An 18879-nucleotide genomic window follows, 5' to 3' on the forward strand; every position below is an offset into this window, starting at 1 on the left:
ATTCCAGCGGAATGCGTTGAAAACCTTGACCACATTACCGTAACGTCTGTTTCAGCGGTAGCGTTTTGTCGGGCTATTTTGATCCTGCTCAGCCAGCCAGCTTAGCTTTTCGCCAATCTTACCTTCGAGCCCGCGCTGAGTAGGGACATAATAACGCGCCTGCGCCATTTCAGGCGGAAAGTAGACTTCGCCAGCCGCGTAGGCGTTCGCCTCGTCATGGGCATAACGGTACTCTTTGCCTAAGCCCATCTCTTTCATCAGCTTGGTCGGGGCATTACGCAGATGTTCCGGCACGTCATAATCAGGGTGGTCACGTGCATCGCGCATTGCCGCTTTAAAGGCGGTATAGACTGCGTTGCTTTTCGGTGCGCAGGCCAGATAGACGATTGCCTGGGCAATGGCACGCTCCCCTTCCGCCGGGCCAACGCGGGTAAAACAGTCCCAGGCCGCAATCGCCACCTGCATGCCGCGCGGATCGGCATTGCCGACATCTTCAGAAGCAATCGCCAGCAGACGCCGTGCCACGTACAACGGGTCGCCGCCCGCGGTGATAATGCGTGCGTACCAGTAAAGCGCAGCATCCGGCGCAGAGCCGCGTACCGATTTATGCAGCGCCGAGATCAGATCGTAAAAGCGGTCGCCTTTGTTATCGAAACGTGCCGATCGTTCGCCTGAGACTTCATTCAGCAGTTGCGGTGTCAGTTCACGCTGGCCCGACGCGTTGGTTTCGGCCATGTCGGCCATCATCTCCAGCGTATTCAGCGCCCGTCGGGCATCGCCATTGACCAGTTCAGCGATCATCCGGCGGGTATTCTCTGGCAGCACAATGTCGCTGTCGCCGTAGCCACGCACTTTATCCTGCATCGCCTGATCCAGCACCTGTTCGATATCGTCGTGGGTCAGCGATTTCAGCAGATAGACTCTGGCTCGCGACAGCAACGCCGAGTTCAGCTCAAACGAGGGGTTCTCAGTCGTGGCACCGATAAAGGTGATGGTGCCATCTTCGATGTGCGGTAAAAACGCATCCTGCTGGCTTTTGTTGAAGCGATGAACTTCATCGACGAACAGAATGGTACGTCGCCCGACCTGTTTGCTCTGACGGGCGCGCTCAATGGCTTCACGAATCTCTTTAACGCCGGAGGTTACCGCAGAAATACGCTCCACATCGGCGTTGCCATAGTGCGCGATAATTTCAGCCAGCGTGGTCTTGCCGGTCCCGGGTGGCCCCCACAGAATCATTGAGTGCAGATGGCCTGCTTCAATGGCGCGCGGCAATGGCTTTCCGACACCCAGCAGATGCTGCTGACCAATGTACTGTTTCAACGTTTCTGGCCGCATACGCGCGGCCAGAGGTTTGAAATTTTCAGTGGAAAAATCCAGGGACAGGTTACTCACTGTGACCTCACTGACGTTGATCGTCCACCGTTACGCCTTTTGGCGGAGTGAACGTAAATTTATCCGGGCTGATCGCGCCATTCTGCTGGCTTTTCAGCTGATAATCGCTGCGCTGACCATCCTGTTCAATGGCGCTGAAGCGGTTAATGGTTCCGCCTGGCGTCACCTGAATGGTGAACTGTTTCAGGTTGCCGTCACTGTTTTTTGGCGTCAGTTCGAAGTTGTCCCCTTGCTGTTTAATGTTGTACTGCTTCCAGTCATTAGACTGATTGCGGGCAATCAACATAAACGGGGTGTTGCTGGTCGCATTCTGCAACAGGCTGACGGTCGCCTGTTCAACAAAAGGATTGTAGAACCACAGCGATTTGCCATCGGAAATGATGATGCTTTCATCCGGAGCGGTCATGTGCCAGTTAAACAGGCTGGGACGTTTTACCCACAGCTCGCCTTCACCATCCTGCACGTTGGCACCGCTACTGTCGGTCACTTTTTGGGTAAAGCTGGCGTGGAAGCTGCTGACCTTATTCAGGCGCTGTTGCAGATCACTGGAAGCATCAGCCAGTACGCTGGCTGAAGAAAAGGTGGCCAGCAGGCCAAGAGCAATTACGCGTAATTTCATCTGCTTCAATTCCTTATTTAAACGTTCCCATGAATAGCTGCGTTAAGCCTGGTCGCCATTCCGCCATCAGAACAGGAGAATAAACCGAAAGCTCTCTCAGATATGGGGTTAAACCGCGTAAAAACAATGAGCCAGTCAGGACTGGCTCATTGATTAATGTTGCAAAACGTATCGTCAGACGTCACATATCGTGCGGCGGTGGCGACAGCACTTCACGGTTACCATTGTGTCCCGGTGCAGAGACGATGCCCTGCGCTTCCATCTGTTCAATGATACGTGCGGCACGGTTATAGCCGATGCGGAACTGACGCTGAACACCGGAGATAGAGGCGCGTCGTTTGTCGACCACAAAGCCCACCGCCTGGTCAAACAGCGGATCAAGCTCTTCATCACTGTCGATGCCGCCACCGCCTTCGCTCTCTTCACCTGCGGTAATGCTTTCAATGTATTGTGGGCGACCGCGCGCCTTCCAGTCCTGAACCACAGCATGCACTTCCTGATCCCGGACAAACGCGCCGTGAACACGGACTGGCATTGAAGAGTTCGGCGGCATGTAAAGCATGTCACCCATACCGAGCAACGATTCCGCGCCGCCCTGGTCGAGGATAGTACGGGAGTCAATTTTGCTCGACACGGTAAAGGCAATACGCGTCGGGATGTTGGCTTTGATCAGACCGGTAATCACATCTACCGAAGGACGCTGCGTCGCCAGCACCAGGTGGATACCGGCGGCACGGGCTTTCTGCGCCAGTCGGGCAATCAGCTCTTCAACTTTTTTGCCGACCGCCATCATCAGGTCAGCAAACTCATCGACCATCACCACGATATAAGGCAGTTTTTCCAGCACTGGCGGCGTCATATCCATGCTGTCGCCCGGCTTCCAGAACGGATCGGGAATAGGACGGCCCATCGCTTCGGCCTGCTCCACTTTTTCGTTGTAACCCGCCAGGTTACGCACGCCCAGCGCCGACATCAGCTTATAACGACGTTCCATTTCACCGACACTCCAGCGCAGCGCATTGGCGGCGTCTTTCATGTCCGTAACCACTTCGGTCAGCAGATGCGGGATCCCTTCATAGACTGACAGCTCCAGCATTTTCGGGTCGATCATGATGAAGCGGACTTCTTCCGGCGTGGCTTTATACAGCATGCTGATGATCATGGCGTTAACGCCAACTGACTTACCGGAACCGGTGGTACCGGCGACCAGCAGGTGTGGCATTTTCGCCAGATCGGCCACCACCGGCTGGCCCGCAATGTCTTTACCCAGCACCACTGCCAGCGGTGAAGGATTGTCACGGAACTTAGGACAGTCCAGCACTTCACGTAGATAAACCGTCTGACGATGCTTATTCGGTAATTCCAGACCGACATAAGGTTTACCCGGGATCACTTCCACTACGCGTACCGCAACAGTGGAGAGTGAACGGGCCAGGTCCCGCGACAGGTTGGAGATACGCGCAGCTTTAACGCCCGGCGCTAAGTCCAGTTCGAAGCGGGTAATCACCGGACCAGGTGAGATGCCAACCACTTCGGCTTTCACCCGGTAATCGCCTAAGCGCGACTCAACCAGCCGGGCTGTCTGTTCCAGAGAGAACATATCGACCGGCTCTTCCTCTTCTGGCGGTGCGGTCAGCAGATCCAGCGAAGGCAGAGGAGTAGACGGTTTTTCCAGCGGCTGTTCATGACGCATCAGGAACGGATGGATCAGGCTTTCATGCAGCGTCGGCTTAACCTCTTCAACCGGCGCGGCAGCAGGCGAAGTATACGCGGCTGCCTGTGGTGCCGCAGGTGAAGCGGTGTGCTGCTGCGTTGCGGCAGGTGCCGTATAGGCAGACTGCTGTGGCGCGGCTGGCGTTGGCGTCTGTTCGGCTGCCGGTGAGGCAGAGTACGGCGACGGCGTCGCAGACGATGCGGTATAGGCAGACTGCTCAGGCGCAGCTGGCGCAAAAGCGGTCGGTGCCGGCACCTGTGCGGCAGCCTGAGGTGTTGAAACTTCACGCGTCTGTTGCCATGGCTCATGCGAGGCCGCAGGGGCTTCCGGTTCCGGCGTGGCGGCTATCGTAAACAGCGGCTCGACCGGACCCTCGTCGACCAGATCTTTCATCGGTGAGAAGTCAAAAGCGGACGCCGTATCCAGATTAAATAGCGGGGCCTCTTTTTTCACTTCCGGCTCATAACGCTGCTGTTGCTGTTCGGCGAACTGGCGAGCCAGCGCGGCCTGCTGCTGCGCTTCCTGCTCATCTTCGTCATCCTGCTGCCAGCCGGTGCCATAACGCTGCTGCTGTTCAGACTGGAATGCCTGACGCAGTTCAGCCTGCTGCATCGCCTCTTCCGCTTCCGCTTCGACAGGTGCAGCCGAAACATTCTCTTCGGTTTTCGCCTTCTCTTCCGCCATGCGCTGAGAAGGCAATTTAATGCCATACGAGGCCAGCTCACGTCGGGTTGGCAGTTTTACCGGATTAGGACGCGGCAGTGCCGGACCAATGCCCTGCTTAACCTGCGGATTGAGGTTGGTTTCAGGCGCCAGATCGAATACCGGTGCGGTGCGCGTCGCCGCCTGGGCAGTCGAGGCAGCCGCTGCTACGGCTGCGGTCGGTGCGGCAGGCATTGATGGCGTATCACGCCAGTTACCCATCTTAGGCTCATCATCGTCATAGGCGCTGAACGACGGCGAAGCAGACGCTTCATCCGGCATCTCAAAACGGTATAACGGCGGATTCTCCGCTGGCGCGTTATGCGCAGGCGTACTGGCTGCGGCAAACGCTGACTCAGTGGCGTGGCTGGCTGCCGGTGCCGCGGTAGGCGGTGCCGTAAAGGCCGGGGCTGCTGCTGGCTGCGAGACAGGCGCTGAAGTTGCCGGCGTATGCGGTGCAGCGGATGGCGGCACCGAGGCTGCGGATGTCGCTGGCGCAGACGCTGGGGCGATCGCCCCTTCTGCCGCTTGCGTGGTGGCCGCTACGGCTGCACTGGTTGCGGCAGCGGCTTTCGCCAGCAGCGGATCCTGCTGAGAAAGCTCCACCCCGGCAGCCGCACTGCGCGGTGCAGAAAGCAGCACATCGTCCTCATCGTCAGGGTTAGCGGCACGCAGCAGCGGCGCGTCAACTTGCTCACGCGCTTCCGGCTCATCCTCTTCTTCCTGCCAGGGCTCATCGTGACGGGAACGGTTGCTGGCAAACGTCAGCACACCCATCACCACGCCACCGATTTTTTCGGCGATAGTCAGCCACGACCAGCCGGTATAGAGCGTAATGCCCGCCGCCCAGACGCAGAGTAAGGTCAGCGTGCCGCCAGCCGGACTAAACCAGGGGGCAATCGCATTACTCACCAGACTGCCGATAACGCCGCCTGAGGCGAAGTACCAGATGTCGTCCGCATTCAGCGCCGCCATGCCGCAGGTGGTAACCACCAGCGCCAGCACGCCGATCAGACGTAAGCCAACAGCGAAATAGTCAAAATAGTCCTGGTTATCACGTTGACGAAACGCAATCCAGCACAGGCCGAGGATCACCGGAGGAATGGCGTACGCCATCACACCAAAGATGAAAAGTAAGGTGTCAGCCAGCCAGGCGCCAACGCTGCCGCCAATATTGTGAATAGGTTCATGCCAGGCCGTTTGCGACCAGCTCGGGTCGGAAGGGTTAAAACTGACCAGAGAAACCATCAGGTAGATGGCAAAAAGCGCCACCAGGATGAGCAACGCTTCCAGCAGACGACGTCCACTGCTCAGCGATTGTAACGAAACGTCTTTATCTTCTGTGTATTCCTGGCTCAAGAGAACTCTCCAGGTGCCTGTAAAGTAAGAAGCAACAGCGTCGGGCTGGCCCGACGCTGGTCCTGTATGAATTCACAGGAGTGTACCGAAATCTCACAGGTTTTGCACCTGCCCCGCATTAGCGAGTTTTGATCACCAGCCGATTGCTCTGTTTAACCTCTTCCATCACCACGTAAGTCCGCGTGTCGTTTACGCCCGGCAGGCGCAGCAGGGTTTCACCCAGCAGTTTACGGTAAGCGGACATATCAGGTACGCGCGTTTTCAGCAGGTAGTCGAAATCGCCAGAAACGAGGTGACACTCTTGAGTTTCCTCAAGTTTTTGTACAGCGGCGTTAAATTGCTCAAACACATCGGGCGCGCCACGATTCAGAGTAATCTCAACAAACACCAGCAGTGAAGCATCAAGATAATGTGGGTTTAACTGCGCGGTATAGCCAAGGATGAAACCCTGGCGTTCGAGACGACGCACACGCTCAAGACATGGCGTAGGCGATAATCCTACGCGTTTGGAAAGTTCCACGTTTGAAATGCGACCATCTTTCTGAAGTTCATTCAGAATATTCCTGTCAATTCTGTCGAGGTCTTTCCCGGGGCGTTTCTTATTGTCTACCATTATTATTGTCTCTCTTAATTCCTTCCCTTTACCTGCCACGCCCTGAAAACGCTCATTGTTCGGGGCATTTCTGAAGTGAACTAACCGAGCCTGTGCGCTTTCACACTCATCCGTATGACGCATGTTGTCTGTCCACATCATGCGTCATTACCAATATCAGGCTGCATTTATTCGGAGTTGTGTGCAAAACAGGAGAGGAAACCCTGTTTTGTTCCGATTAATGTTATTCGCTTCTGATAATGTTTTCGCAAAAGCGCAGGCGATTGTCAAAGTAAAATGTCCAAATTCAGTACAAGATGCCAGACAGACCGCTGGGTATCTGTTTTTAAATGAGTATTTTTGAACTGCTGCACCAGCAAAAACCGATTTTTGCCCCCTTTTGGCGCAGCCGGCAGGCGAAAAGCCGACTCATCGTCTACGCCGTTTGCAGCTATCGTTAACAAAATTGCCTAAGCCTTGTCTTTGCCGCCGGATATTCCCTACAATCGCAGGCTATGTCAGCCGAATGAAACTGAGGAACGCATGAGTACGGCCAAACACAGTAAGTTACTCATTCTGGGCTCCGGTCCAGCGGGTTATACCGCAGCCGTTTATGCTGCACGCGCCAACCTGAATCCGGTATTGATCACCGGTCTGGAAAAAGGCGGACAGCTGACCACCACCACCGAGGTGGAAAACTGGCCGGGCGACCCGCACGATCTGACAGGTCCATCGCTGATGGAACGCATGCATGAGCACGCCGAAAAATTCAATACTGAGATCATTTTCGACCATATCCACACGGTCGATCTGCAGAACCGTCCGTTCCGCCTGACCGGTGACAGCGGCGAGTACACTGCCGATGCACTGATCATCGCGACCGGCGCATCTGCCCGTTACCTGGGCCTGCCGTCGGAAGAGGCGTTTAAAGGCAAAGGTGTTTCCGCCTGTGCCACCTGCGACGGCTTCTTCTATCGCAATCAAAAAGTGGCGGTGATCGGCGGCGGTAACACCGCGGTTGAAGAGGCGCTTTACCTCGCTAACATCGCGGCGGAAGTGCATCTGATCCATCGTCGTGACAGTTTCCGTGCAGAGAAGATCCTGATTGATCGCCTGATGGAAAAAGTCCGCAACGGCAATATCGTGCTGCACACCCATCGTACGCTGGAAGAAGTGGTGGGCGATCAGATGGGTGTTACCGGCCTGACTTTACGCTCAACCCTGCACAGTGAAGAGACCGAAACGCTGGACGTCGCCGGTCTGTTTGTAGCGATCGGCCACAGCCCGAATACGGCCATCTTTGACGGTCAGCTTGAGCTGGAAAATGGCTACATCAAAGTCCAGTCTGGCCTGCACGGTAATGCGACCCAGACCAGCATTCCTGGGGTGTTCGCCGCGGGTGATGTCATGGACCACATCTATCGCCAGGCCATTACTTCGGCCGGCACCGGCTGTATGGCTGCGTTAGATGCTGAACGTTTTCTTGACGGGCTGGTTAAAAACGATAAGTAAGTTGTTAACCCTCTGATCTCAAATGTTCCGGGCGACTGTTTTTCAGTCGCCTTTTTTATTGCCCGCATGCTAGATTCTTGCGCCTGGACGGGATGAAAATGCCCCATTATTTTCATCGCTCATCGGCTCAACGCATGGTCTCGCATGGACAAAACCCGGCAGCAGCACCTCACCCGCTGGCTACGTCAGCAACGTCATTTCGCCGGTCGCTGGTTGCGACTGAGCACGCTGCTGGGCGTGGTTAGCGCACTGTTAATCATTGTTCAGGCCGCACTGCTGGCTTCGCTGCTTCAGGCACTGATTATTGAACAGCAACCACGTGCAGCACTGGCTGGCAAGATGCTGCTGCTATTGCTCTGCTTCGTGCTGCGCGCTGCGATCAATTATGCCCGCGAGCGGGTCGGCTACCGTGCCGGTCAGGCTATTCGTCAGGCATTACGTAAGCAGGTGCTGGATCGTTTATCAGCGCTCGGTCCGGCATGGATTCAGGGCAAGCCCGCCGGCAGCTGGGCCACCCTGCTGCTCGAGCAAATCGAAGAGATGCAGGACTATTATGCTCGCTACCTGCCGCAAATGACGCTGGCCGTGCTGATCCCCTGCTGCATCCTGCTGGCGATCTTTCCGCTTAACTGGACAGCGGGTCTGATTCTGTTCGCGACCGCGCCGCTGATTCCGCTGTTTATGGCGTTAGTCGGGATGGGCGCAGCCGAAGCAAACCGTCGCAACTTTCTGGTACTGGCGCGCCTGAGCGGTAATTTCCTTGATCGTTTACGCGGCCGCGAAACGCTGCGGCTGTTTCACCGTGGCGCGGCTGAGCAACAGGCGGTAGCGGTGGCCACTACTGACTTCCGTCAGCGCACCATGGAAGTGCTCCGTCTGGCGTTTCTCTCTTCGGCGGTGCTGGAATTCTTCGCCTCGTTAGCGATTGCCGTCGTGGCGGTTTATTTTGGTTTTTCTTATCTCGGCGAACTGCACTTCGGGGATTACAGTCAGGGCGTCACCCTGTTTGCTGGTTTCCTGGTATTGATTCTCGCGCCTGAATTCTTCCAGCCACTGCGCGATTTAGGAGCGTTTTATCATGCAAAAGCGCAGGCCGTCGGCGGTGCCGATGCGCTCGAACAGTTCATGCAGGGCAGCCCAACCAGCGGCCCGTCGCAGGGTGACACGCCGTTTACTGCCACTGGCCCGCTCGATCTCGCCGCAGTCGATCTGTTGATCTGTGCACCCGATGGTCAGCCGCTGTGTGGCCCGCTTAACTTTACTCTGGCGCCAGGCGAACGCGTCGCGCTGGTCGGTCAAAGCGGTGCCGGCAAAACGGCCCTGATGAACGCCCTGCTGGGTTTTCTGCCCTATCAGGGCTCGCTGAAGGCAAACGGGGTTGAAATCCGTGACATTCGCCGTACTGACTGGCATCAGCAGCTCAGTTGGGTTGGGCAGAATCCTCAGTTACCGGCCGCCACGCTGCGCGACAATATTGTGATGAACGCCAGCTGGGACGCCGCACGCTTTGCTGCGGTGCTCGAAACCAGTGGCGTTAACGAATTCCTGCCACGGCTGCCGCAGGGGATTGAGACACAGCCCGGCGATGGCGGTAACCAGCTGTCGGTCGGCCAGGCACAGCGCGTTGCGGTTGCGCGCGCGCTTTATAAACCCTCGCATTTATTATTGCTGGATGAACCGGCAGCCAGTCTGGATGCGCTCAGCGAACGTCATGTGATGCAGGCGCTGAATCAGGCGGCCAGCCAACAGACCACGCTGATGATTACCCATCAGCTTGATGCATTAAGCGACGGGCAGACGCTGTGGGTGATGGAGGCCGGCAAACTGGTGCAACAGGGTGACTGGCAGACGCTGTCGCAACAAGCGGGGCCGTTCAATCAGATGCTGAAACACCGTCAACAGGAGATTGGCTGATGTCCGCTTTACGTCCGTTCCTGCGCCTCTGGCTGCGTCACCCTTTTCGCCTGGCGCTGGGAGTAATGCTGGCGATTCTCACTTTACTGGCCAGCATCGGCTTGCTGACGCTTTCCGGTTGGTTCCTTGCCGCCTCCTCAGTGGCCGGCGTGGCCGGACTTTACAGTTTCAACTATATGCTGCCTGCTGCTGGCGTTCGCGGCGCAGCCATCATCCGCACCGCTGCCCGCTATGCTGAACGGCTGGTCAGCCACGATGCGACCTTCCGCGTATTGCAGCATCTGCGAGTGCATACCTTCAGCCGCCTGATTGCGCTTTCACCGGGCCAACTATCGCGTTTTCGCCAGGCCGATCTGCTCAACCGTTTTGTTGCAGACGTCGATACGCTCGATCATCTCTATCTGCGGGTCATTTCTCCGCTGGCAGGCGCGTTGGTGGTGACGATGGTGGTCACCCTCGGCCTGAGTTTTATCGATCTTCAGCTCGGACTGACGCTGGGCGCTATCATGCTGGGCACCCTGATTATCCTGCCGGCGCTGTTTTATCGTCTTGGCTCGCCAGCCGGAGTAGCCATTGCCGATGGCCGGGCCCGCTGGCGCACCCAGCTGATGCACTGGCTGGCCGGTCAGGCAGAACTTACCCTGTATGGCGCTTCACAGGCGTGGCGTAAACAGCTCGATGAGCAGGAACAGCACTGGCTTCAGGCGCAGCGCCAGCAGCTACGTTTACAGGCTGCCGCGCAGAGTCTGCTGTTGCTGATCAGCGGCCTGACGGTGACCTCGCTACTGTGGCTGAGTGCGGGCAGCATCAGCGAACAGCAGTTACCCGGCTCGCTGATCGCACTGGTGGTTTTTTGTGCGCTGGCGGCATTTGAAGCGCTGGCGCCGGTTGCCACGGCTTTTCTGCCGATGTCACAGGTGATCACCTCGGCGCAGCGGGTTAATGACATTATCGATCAGGTCCCGGCCATCACCTTCCCGACGCAGGGTCGCGCCCGGACCGGCAGCCTGGCGGTAGAGATTGATCGGCTCGATTTCAGCTATCCCGATCGTCCGGATAAGGTACTCAATCAGCTCTCGCTGCAGGTTAACCCGGGTGAACGCATTGCGCTGCTCGGTCCTACCGGCTGTGGGAAGTCGACCTTACTGGCGCTGCTGACCCGTGCCTGGGAGTGCCAGCCTGGCACAATCAGCCTGAACGATCTGCCGATCGCCGCCTGGCCGGAATCGGAACTGCGCCAGCGTATCAGCGTGGTGACTCAGCGGGTTCATCTGTTCAGTCAGAGCCTGCGTGATAACCTGCTGCTGGCCTGCCCTGCCGCCAGCGATGAAACATTACGTCAGGTACTGATCGATACCGGCCTGCAGCGCCTGCTGGAGACGCCGGAGGGTTTAAACGCCTGGCTGGGCGAAGGTGGTCGCCCACTGTCGGGTGGTGAACTACGACGCCTGGCGATTGCCCGGGCGGCGCTGCATGATGGCGATCTCTGGCTGCTGGATGAACCCACCGAAGGGCTGGATGCCACCACTGAGCAGCACATTCTCAGCCTGCTACAGCGGCTTACCATCGGCAAAACGGTGATGATGGTGACTCATCGCCTGAGCGGACTGGAGCAAATGGACCGCATTTGTGTGATGGATAACGGTGTGATTGTCGAGCAAGGCAGCCATGCCGAATTAATCTCAAAAGCGGGCCGCTACTGGCGTTTCCGGCAGCGGATTGCGCTATAGTCTAGCGACATGCTGATGAGTAGAACAACGCAATGAGACTGGTACAACTGTCACGGGAATCTCTGCAATTTCCGCCACCGGAGATGGCCCTGCGCGAGCCGAATGGCTTGCTGGCGATGGGCGGCGATCTTTCCCCTGCACGCTTACTTAACGCTTATCAGCACGGCATTTTCCCCTGGTTTTCACCCGGCGATCCGATTCTCTGGTGGTCACCCGATCCACGCGCGGTACTGTTGCCGGAACATTTTCACCTTAGCCGCAGTATGAAGCGTTTTCATCAGCGCTCGCCTTATCGCGTGACAATGAACGAGGCTTTTGCTGAGGTGATTGACGGCTGCGCCACGGGTCGTGAAGAAGGAACCTGGATTACCTTTGAGGTCAAACGTGCGTGGCTGAGGCTGTATGAATCCGGTCATGCGCATTCGATTGAGGTCTGGGATGAGCACAAGCTGGTAGGCGGAATGTATGGCCTGGCGCTGGGCCAAATCTTTTGCGGTGAATCGATGTTCAGTCGTCAGGAGAACGCGTCAAAAACCGCACTTTTGGTTTTCTGTCAGCATTTCATCAAACATCAGGGCCGACTGGTGGATTGTCAGGTACTTAACCCGCATACGGCTTCACTGGGCGCGCTGGAAATCCCGCGTGCTGACTATCTGCAATATGTACAAAGCCTTGCGTGGCAACCGGTCAGCGACGGATGCTGGCGAACACAAACCCTTTTTTAGCCGCGCGCAGATGTTTTGCACACATAAAGGCGTATAAGTGATATAATAGTCGAGTTTGGTATGTCGTCCGCGCTTAGTTTTTACAAGCCGGAATTGCCAGGCTGGGAATCTCAACGCACTCTCGGAACTGTTTCAATCGTGCGCGTGTAACCGGTTGATACAGATTCTTAGCCCGCTAATCCCCCGCAGACGTCACATAAACACCCGAATTTTTCCGTAATGCTCGCGTTATGACGCGAAGCACGGCAAAGCGTTGGCAAAATCGCCGACGGTTCTTTACATAAATCGTTGAATTGGGCATTATCTTGCCGGTTCAACTGAAAGGTAGTACACCCAGAGGATTCGATGGCCAAAGAAGACAATATTGAAATGCAAGGTACCGTACTGGATACGTTACCTAACACCATGTTCCGCGTAGAACTTGAGAACGGACACGTGGTTACCGCTCATATCTCCGGTAAAATGCGCAAAAACTACATCCGCATTCTGACGGGCGACAAAGTCACAGTCGAGTTGACCCCGTACGACCTGAGCAAAGGCCGCATTGTCTTCCGTAGTCGCTAAGCTGCGATAGTCTCGCGGCACCAGAAATGCAGCGAAAAAAAAGGCCGGATGAGAATCCGGCCTTTTTCATATCTGGCTGCCGTCAATCAGTGCACGGTGCCTTCTGTTTTGCGTTTCTCTGCGCTGAGGAAGTGATAGGTCAGCTGACCTTTTTCACGATCCAGCGCCACCGAGACTGAGCCGCCATCCACCAGCGAACCAAACAGCAGTTCATTGGCTAACGGTTTTTTCAGGCTTTCCTGTACGGTGCGTGCCATCGGACGGGCCCCCATCGCTTTGTCATAGCCCTTCTCAGCCAGCCAGTCACGTGCTTCATCACTGACTTCCAGCGATACCCCTTTCGCATCCAGCTGCGCCTGCAACTCGACAATAAACTTGTCGACCACCTGATGAATCACCTCTGGTGACAGGTGACTGAACCAAATGATGTTGTCCAGACGGTTGCGGAACTCTGGCGTAAAGATCTTCTTGATCTCTTCCATCGCATCGGTGCTGTTGTCCTGATGAATCAGGCCGATAGATTTACGTTCGGTTTCACGTACCCCGGCGTTGGTGGTCATCACCAGCACCACGTTACGGAAGTCCGCTTTGCGACCGTTGTTATCGGTCAGCATACCGTTATCCATCACCTGCAGCAGCAGGTTGAACACGTCAGGGTGCGCTTTCTCAATCTCATCCAGCAGTACCACCGCATGAGGATGTTTGATCACCGCATCCGTCAGCAGGCCGCCCTGATCAAAGCCAACATAACCCGGAGGCGCACCAATCAGACGACTGACGGTGTGACGCTCCATGTACTCGGACATATCAAAGCGCAGCAGTTCAATGCCCAGCGCTTTCGCCAGTTGTACCGTGACTTCGGTTTTACCGACACCGGTCGGTCCGGCGAACAGGAACGAGCCGACGGGTTTACGATCCTGACCCAATCCTGCCCGGCTCATTTTGATCGCTTCCGTCAGTGCCTCAATGGCATTGTCCTGTCCAAACACCAGCATTTTCAGGCGGTCGCCGAGATTTTTCAGCGTATCGCGATCGGTTGCCGAGACGCTTTGCTCCGGAATACGGGCAATGCGTGCGACCACGGTTTCAATGTCAGCCACGTTAACGGTTTTCTTGCGCTTACTGGCTGGCATCAGGCGCGCACGCGCACCGGCCTCATCGATCACGTCAATTGCCTTATCTGGCAGATGACGGTCGTTGATGTATTTCACCGCCAGCTCCACCGCCGCACGTACCGCTTTCGCGGTGTAACGCACATCGTGGTGCGCTTCGTACTTGGTTTTCAGGCCATTCAGGATCTGCACGGTTTCATCAACAGAGGGCTCCGTGATATCGATCTTCTGGAAGCGACGCGCCAGGGCACGGTCTTTTTCGAAGATGTTGCTGAACTCCTGATAGGTGGTGGAACCCATTACCCGGATTTTCCCGCTCGAAAGCAGCGGTTTAATCAGGTTAGCGGCATCAACCTGGCCGCCCGAGGCGGCACCTGCACCGATGATGGTATGGATTTCATCGATAAACAGAATGCTGCTCTCATCCTGCTCGAGTTGCTTCAGCAGCGCTTTGAAACGTTTCTCAAAGTCACCGCGGTATTTGGTGCCGGCTAACAGCGAACCAATATCCAGCGAGTAGATGGTGCAGTCTTTCATCACTTCCGGCACGTCGCCCTGCTCGATACGCCAGGCAAGCCCTTCCGCTATGGCGGTTTTCCCGACGCCCGATTCCCCCACCAGCAGTGGGTTATTTTTACGGCGACGGCACAGTACCTGGATAGTACGCTCCAGCTCTTTATCGCGACCGATCAGTGGATCGATGCCACCGACGCGAGCAAGCTGATTGAGATTGGTGGTGAAGTTTTCCATACGATCCTCCCCGCCTGCTTGCTCTTCGTTAACCGGATTTTCTGCGCCAGGCGCCTGGCCAGGCTCATCTTTACGCGTACCGTGTGAAATAAAGTTCACCACATCAAGGCGGCTGACTTCATGTTTACGCAACAGATAAGCGGCCTGCGACTCCTGCTCGCTGAAGATAGCGACCAGCACGTTCGCACCGGAAACTTCGCTGCGACCGGATGACTGGACATGGAAAACCGCACGCTGTAATACGCGCTGGAAGCTGAGCGTCGGTTGTGTATCGCGCTCCTCCTCACTGGCAGGTAAAACGGGTGTGGTTTGTTCGATGAAGGCTTCGAGTTCCTGCCGCAGAGCCACAATGTCCACCGTACAGGCTTCCAATGCCTCTCTGGCCGACGGGTTACTGAGCAATGCCAGTAACAGATGCTCGACGGTCATAAACTCATGACGGTGCTCACGCGCTCTGGCGAAAGCCATATTTAAACTGAGTTCCAGTTCTTGATTGAGCATTAGGCACCTCCCCCAATTATCGCTCTGACCTGTTTCCTATATGGAGACGGGATCAGGCTTTTTCCAGCGTACACAGCAACGGATGATGGTTTTCCCGCGCATAATTGTTCACCTGGGCCGCTTTAGTCTCGGCGACTTCTGCGGTAAATACACCACAGATCGCCTTGCCGTGGTAGTGAACTTTCAACATCAGTTGCGTTGCACGTTCAACATCATAAGAAAAGAACTTTTGTACAACGTCAATAACAAATTCCATAGGTGTATAATCGTCATTATTCAGAATGACTTTATACATTGAAGGCGGCTTTAACCCTTCGCGTACTTTGTCTTCGGCCAGATGTTCAAAGTTAAGCCAGTCGTTTGTGTTTGCCATAGTGTTCCGTTGAGATTTCGCCCATCGCATTTAAGCGGCTACATGTTGAGAGTTTAACATGCCTGTCAAGCCACTGGCCGCTGATGAAAATTTATTCAGAAATTCCCACCCGCGACCTGTATCACAAAATTCGCAATAGCGTTAACTGCCTCAAATTTTGATGATTTTTTCCCCACCGAGCCCGGGGGTTTGCTTGACGCCAGCGGCCATTTCTCTACATTCTACTTGCACAAGCTGATTGAGTTTTAATCAAACTCGACTCACAGCTTCAATGACCTCACCTACTTATAAAATGTCTTGCGAGGGAAGTAAAAGCATGGAGACGGGTACAGTTAAATGGTTCAATAACGCCAAAGGCTTTGGCTTTATCTGTCCAGTTGGCGGTGGCGAAGACATCTTTGCCCACTACTCAACGATTCAGATGGATGGTTACAGAACGCTGAAAGCTGGCCAGCAAGTTCAGTTTGATGTCCACGAAGGTCCGAAAGGCAATCACGCCAGTCTGATCGTGCCGGTAGCAGAAGTGCAGGCCGTTGCCTGACATCTGCTTCCCCCTACTGAACACTCCCCTAAAAATGCCAGCCACCGACGCTGGCATTTTTCTTGTGGCCCGCGTTTAATCCGCCTTACCCTGCGCCAGCCCGATGACCCGGGCGAACATCTCGCGCATTAACAGCGGAATGGCATCCTGACCGCGTTCCGCCGCTGAGGTAGCCACTGCGATCGCCAGCTCAGGCTTCGAGCTCTGGTGAATCGCCCTGGTAATAATACGCCTGGCACTCATCCTCACGTTTAACGGCAGGTGCGCCATCTGCAGATAAACATCGCGAAAGCCCTGCTGGAAGAGGAAGTTTTCGATATCCAGCGCCGGCAGTTGTGTCAGATGCTGCTGCTCGCTATCGTGCGGCTGCAGCTGGCTGCGGGCGGCGGTGGCATATTTGTTGCCCGCCTCATCTCCGTCCGTCAGAACATGCCAGGCGATGCCCATCCGGCGGGCAAATTTCAGCAGTGGTTTGAGGCCAGACTGGGCAAACTCAATCACTTTTACCCCTTCGGCGGCAAAACTGTAGCCGCACTGCTGCGCCAGCTCATTGATGATCCAGACTTCGGTTTCACCCTCAACTAATAGCCAGCAACGGGCAAACAGCGCCACCGGTCGGTTGACGCGAATATGAAAGCCAATGCGGCGACTCTCCTCCGCGCTCAGGCCTTCCGGGCCGATGCGCCACGCCGCGACCCGTGACGGTTCACGCACCAGTCGGCAGACATTCTCAACCGGCACCTGCGACAACAGCTCCGCCGAGTTGGTGGTGGCAATTTTTTGCAGCGGCAGCAGCGACAGCATATTCCACGCCACCGACAGCATGATTGGATGCAGGCGGGTTTCCGGATCTTCAATCAGTAACAATGGACGGGCGTCAGGCGCCAGCGGCAGATCGCCCCGCGCCTGAATCAGCAGCGTAAACATCTGCAGCAGAATCAGTTGCCGGCTGCGCGAATCATTGCCAGCGATCAGCTGATTAAGCTGATCCAGCGCCTGCCATCCCCGATCGCCGTGACGCTGTTGCGGATCGACCCGCCGGGCAACCGCGGCGGCTGGCTGCTGTACCAGAAAGTAATGCTCCATCAGTTGCTGCAGGGTTTTCAATCCCTGCCGCAAGACTTCATCACTCAGTTGCTGCGGGTGCCGTTCAAGATCGCGTGCCAGATCTTCCATTCCAGCCATCAGCTGAGGATGCAGGATCGGATCGTCCGGCGGCAGCTCATGCCGGGATCGTTTACTGAAACGCGCATCGCGCAGTCGCAATACCGGATGCCGTTGCAGCAGGCGTGCAATGGCCGCCGCGCAGTTCTCCTGTGTCAGCGGCTGAAGCTGGCGGTCGACAAAGCGCCGACTGGCACTGACCCCCTGCTGACGCCAGGTGGCACGCACGCTGTAATAGAGCCAGCGCGCGCCCTGTGCGTCACGCTGCAAGAACGGTGCCAGCAGCGCATCATCAGCGCTGCCATCATCGCGAAAGTGAAACACCACCGAGAGACGACGCATCGAATCCGTGACATCGCCCGGCGTAAAATGAAAGTCAGCCGGGGTAAAAACATACTCATCGTGATGCGGTGACAGCAGTAAACTCAGCGCATCAAGCAGGCTGGATTTACCCCAGGCATTCTCACCAATCAGCAGGTTGGTCTGGGTTAAAGGCAGGGAAAGCTGGTTGATGCCGCGAAAACCGCGAATGTCGATATGTTCCAGAATCATAGGGTTCCATCCTCTTGCTAAACGAAGCAGGGTTGCCGGACACCGACTGGTCAGGTCACGCGCGGCCGAGGGTTTACTCTACCGCGCTTTTTCGTTAGCGTGTCGCCACTTACTGCATGGATGGCCTTATTTTTTATGTACTCCGGACTTCTGATTATCCTGCTGCCGCTGATTACGGGCTGGCTGTTACCGTTCCGTCAAACCACCGTGCTGCGTCAGGTCAATCGCCTGCTGGGCTGGATGGTCTACGTGATCCTGTTCTTCATGGGCATCAGCCTGGCGTTTCTTGATAACCTCAGCAGCAATCTGGTTACCGTGTTTCACACCGCGCTGGTGACCGCGCTGTGCATCCTGTTATGTAACCTGCTGGCGCTGCGCTGGCTGGAGAAGCGCGTGCCCTGGCAGCACAGCCATAAACAGGAAAAATTACCTTCACGGCTGCACATGGCGCTGGATTCACTCAAGCTGTGCGGCGTAGTGGTGATCGGGTTTGTGCTCGGCCTGACCCAATGGCCGTTACTGCATTATGCCGCAACCGCCAGTGAATATGCGCTGATTTTCCTGCTGTTTCTGGTTGGCATTCAGCTTCGTGGCAGCGGGATGACGCTGCGTCAGATCATTCTCAACCGACGGGGAATGTTGGTGGCCAGCGTGGTACTGGTCAGCGCGCTGGTCGGCGGAATGATCGCAGCGCTGGCGCTGGGCCTGCCGCTAAAAACCGGTCTGGCGTTAGCGAGCGGATTCGGCTGGTACTCGCTCTCAGGTATTCTGCTCACCGAAGCGTTTGGCCCGGTGATCGGCAGCGCCGCTTTCTTCAACGATCTGCTGCGCGAGCTGGTGGCGATTATGCTGATCCCGGCGCTCATCGCCCGCCATCGCTGCAGCGCCTTAGGCTTATGTGGTGCCACCTCAATGGACTTTACCCTGCCGGTGCTGCAGCGGGCCGGTGGCAATGAGATCGTGCCCGCCGCCATTGTGCACGGCTTTGTCATGAGCCTGCTGGCTCCGATTCTGATCGCCCTGTTCTCGGCCTGACCGGCGCGGGCAGCCTCCAGCGCAT

The 18879-nt window shown here is 56.2% G+C and carries 14 protein-coding genes; 7 read left to right on the forward strand and 7 right to left on the reverse strand.

All coding sequences use genetic code 11. The features are described 5' to 3' along the window. Positions 1-51 precede the first annotated feature (51 nt). The 4 genes from FHW04_RS01325 to lrp form a co-directional block, all read right to left on the reverse strand. Complete coding sequence (locus tag FHW04_RS01325) at positions 52-1395, reverse strand: replication-associated recombination protein A (protein ID WP_089561097.1); 1344 nt, start codon at positions 1393-1395, stop codon at positions 52-54. A 7-nt stretch (positions 1396-1402) separates the two neighbouring features. Further along, positions 1403-2014, reverse strand: a complete 612-nt coding sequence (gene lolA / locus FHW04_RS01330; RefSeq protein ID WP_031376650.1) for an outer membrane lipoprotein chaperone LolA — start codon at positions 2012-2014, stop codon at positions 1403-1405. A 181-nt stretch (positions 2015-2195) separates the two neighbouring features. Continuing rightward, positions 2196-5789, reverse strand: coding sequence for a DNA translocase FtsK 4TM domain-containing protein (locus tag FHW04_RS01335; RefSeq protein ID WP_089561098.1), 3594 nt, complete (start codon positions 5787-5789; stop codon positions 2196-2198). A gap of 118 nt (positions 5790-5907) precedes the next feature. Beyond that, on the reverse strand, positions 5908-6402 hold the full coding sequence (lrp, locus tag FHW04_RS01340; RefSeq protein WP_006118610.1) for a leucine-responsive transcriptional regulator Lrp: 495 nt from the start codon (positions 6400-6402) through the stop codon (positions 5908-5910). A gap of 522 nt (positions 6403-6924) precedes the next feature. On the opposite strand from lrp, the gene trxB reads away from it, so the two are divergent. From trxB to infA, 5 genes are all read left to right on the forward strand, one after another. Beyond that, entirely contained in the window at positions 6925-7893 is a 969-nt protein-coding gene (gene trxB / locus FHW04_RS01345; RefSeq protein WP_031376981.1) for a thioredoxin-disulfide reductase, read from the forward strand. A gap of 144 nt (positions 7894-8037) precedes the next feature. Then, complete coding sequence (cydD, locus tag FHW04_RS01350; protein WP_031376982.1) at positions 8038-9807, forward strand: heme ABC transporter permease/ATP-binding protein CydD; 1770 nt, start codon at positions 8038-8040, stop codon at positions 9805-9807. Continuing rightward, on the forward strand, positions 9807-11537 hold the full coding sequence (cydC, locus tag FHW04_RS01355) for a heme ABC transporter ATP-binding protein/permease CydC (RefSeq protein WP_089561099.1): 1731 nt from the start codon (positions 9807-9809) through the stop codon (positions 11535-11537). Before cydD ends, cydC begins: the two co-directional genes overlap by 1 nt. 32 nt (positions 11538-11569) lie before the next feature. Beyond that, the gene (gene aat / locus FHW04_RS01360; protein ID WP_031376984.1) at positions 11570-12262 is read left to right on the forward strand and encodes a leucyl/phenylalanyl-tRNA--protein transferase; all 693 of its coding nucleotides are present in this window, start codon (positions 11570-11572) and stop codon (positions 12260-12262) included. A gap of 345 nt (positions 12263-12607) precedes the next feature. Then, entirely contained in the window at positions 12608-12826 is a 219-nt protein-coding gene (gene infA, locus FHW04_RS01365; RefSeq protein WP_002211347.1) for a translation initiation factor IF-1, read from the forward strand. 86 nt (positions 12827-12912) lie between these two features. Here the strand turns inward: infA and clpA are convergent, their stop codons facing one another. Together clpA and clpS are read right to left on the reverse strand one after the other, a co-directional pair. Further along, a complete protein-coding gene (gene clpA / locus FHW04_RS01370) occupies positions 12913-15189 on the reverse strand; it encodes an ATP-dependent Clp protease ATP-binding subunit ClpA (protein ID WP_031376985.1) in 2277 nt (758 codons plus the stop codon). A gap of 52 nt (positions 15190-15241) precedes the next feature. Further along, entirely contained in the window at positions 15242-15562 is a 321-nt protein-coding gene (gene clpS / locus FHW04_RS01375) for an ATP-dependent Clp protease adapter ClpS (RefSeq protein WP_003849318.1), read from the reverse strand. Positions 15563-15878: 316 nt separating this feature from the next. Between clpS and cspD the strand changes: the two genes are divergently transcribed. Next, entirely contained in the window at positions 15879-16103 is a 225-nt protein-coding gene (gene cspD, locus FHW04_RS01380) for a cold shock-like protein CspD (protein WP_046288420.1), read from the forward strand. Between the two features lie 75 nt (positions 16104-16178). Here cspD and FHW04_RS01385 read toward each other — a convergent pair whose 3' ends face one another. Continuing rightward, on the reverse strand, positions 16179-17819 hold the full coding sequence (locus FHW04_RS01385) for an ATP-dependent nuclease (protein WP_089561100.1): 1641 nt from the start codon (positions 17817-17819) through the stop codon (positions 16179-16181). A gap of 135 nt (positions 17820-17954) precedes the next feature. Here FHW04_RS01385 and FHW04_RS01390 point away from each other — a divergent pair, with 135 nt between their 5' ends. Then, entirely contained in the window at positions 17955-18854 is a 900-nt protein-coding gene (locus FHW04_RS01390; protein WP_069728090.1) for a lysine exporter LysO family protein, read from the forward strand. Positions 18855-18879 lie beyond the last annotated feature (25 nt).

Source organism: Pantoea sp. AN62, from assembly GCF_050432985.1.
In the GTDB taxonomy this organism is placed as follows: Bacteria; Pseudomonadota; Gammaproteobacteria; order Enterobacterales; family Enterobacteriaceae; genus Pantoea; species Pantoea brenneri.

What these genes read in the sequence shown, in the direction of transcription:
- cspD (WP_046288420.1), top strand. Translation starts at nt 15,879, where the DNA reads ATGGAGACGGGTACAGTTAAATGGTTCAATAACGCCAAAGGCTTTGGC.
- trxB (WP_031376981.1), top strand. Translation starts at nt 6,925, where the DNA reads ATGAGTACGGCCAAACACAGTAAGTTACTCATTCTGGGCTCCGGTCCA.
- cydD (WP_031376982.1), top strand. Translation starts at nt 8,038, where the DNA reads ATGGACAAAACCCGGCAGCAGCACCTCACCCGCTGGCTACGTCAGCAA.
- FHW04_RS01390 (WP_069728090.1), top strand. Translation starts at nt 17,955, where the DNA reads ATGTACTCCGGACTTCTGATTATCCTGCTGCCGCTGATTACGGGCTGG.
- clpS (WP_003849318.1), bottom strand. Translation starts at nt 15,562, where the DNA reads ATGGCAAACACAAACGACTGGCTTAACTTTGAACATCTGGCCGAAGAC.
- infA (WP_002211347.1), top strand. Translation starts at nt 12,608, where the DNA reads ATGGCCAAAGAAGACAATATTGAAATGCAAGGTACCGTACTGGATACG.
- clpA (WP_031376985.1), bottom strand. Translation starts at nt 15,189, where the DNA reads ATGCTCAATCAAGAACTGGAACTCAGTTTAAATATGGCTTTCGCCAGA.
- cydC (WP_089561099.1), top strand. Translation starts at nt 9,807, where the DNA reads ATGTCCGCTTTACGTCCGTTCCTGCGCCTCTGGCTGCGTCACCCTTTT.
- lolA (WP_031376650.1), bottom strand. Translation starts at nt 2,014, where the DNA reads ATGAAATTACGCGTAATTGCTCTTGGCCTGCTGGCCACCTTTTCTTCA.
- FHW04_RS01385 (WP_089561100.1), bottom strand. Translation starts at nt 17,819, where the DNA reads ATGATTCTGGAACATATCGACATTCGCGGTTTTCGCGGCATCAACCAG.
- aat (WP_031376984.1), top strand. Translation starts at nt 11,570, where the DNA reads ATGAGACTGGTACAACTGTCACGGGAATCTCTGCAATTTCCGCCACCG.
- lrp (WP_006118610.1), bottom strand. Translation starts at nt 6,402, where the DNA reads ATGGTAGACAATAAGAAACGCCCCGGGAAAGACCTCGACAGAATTGAC.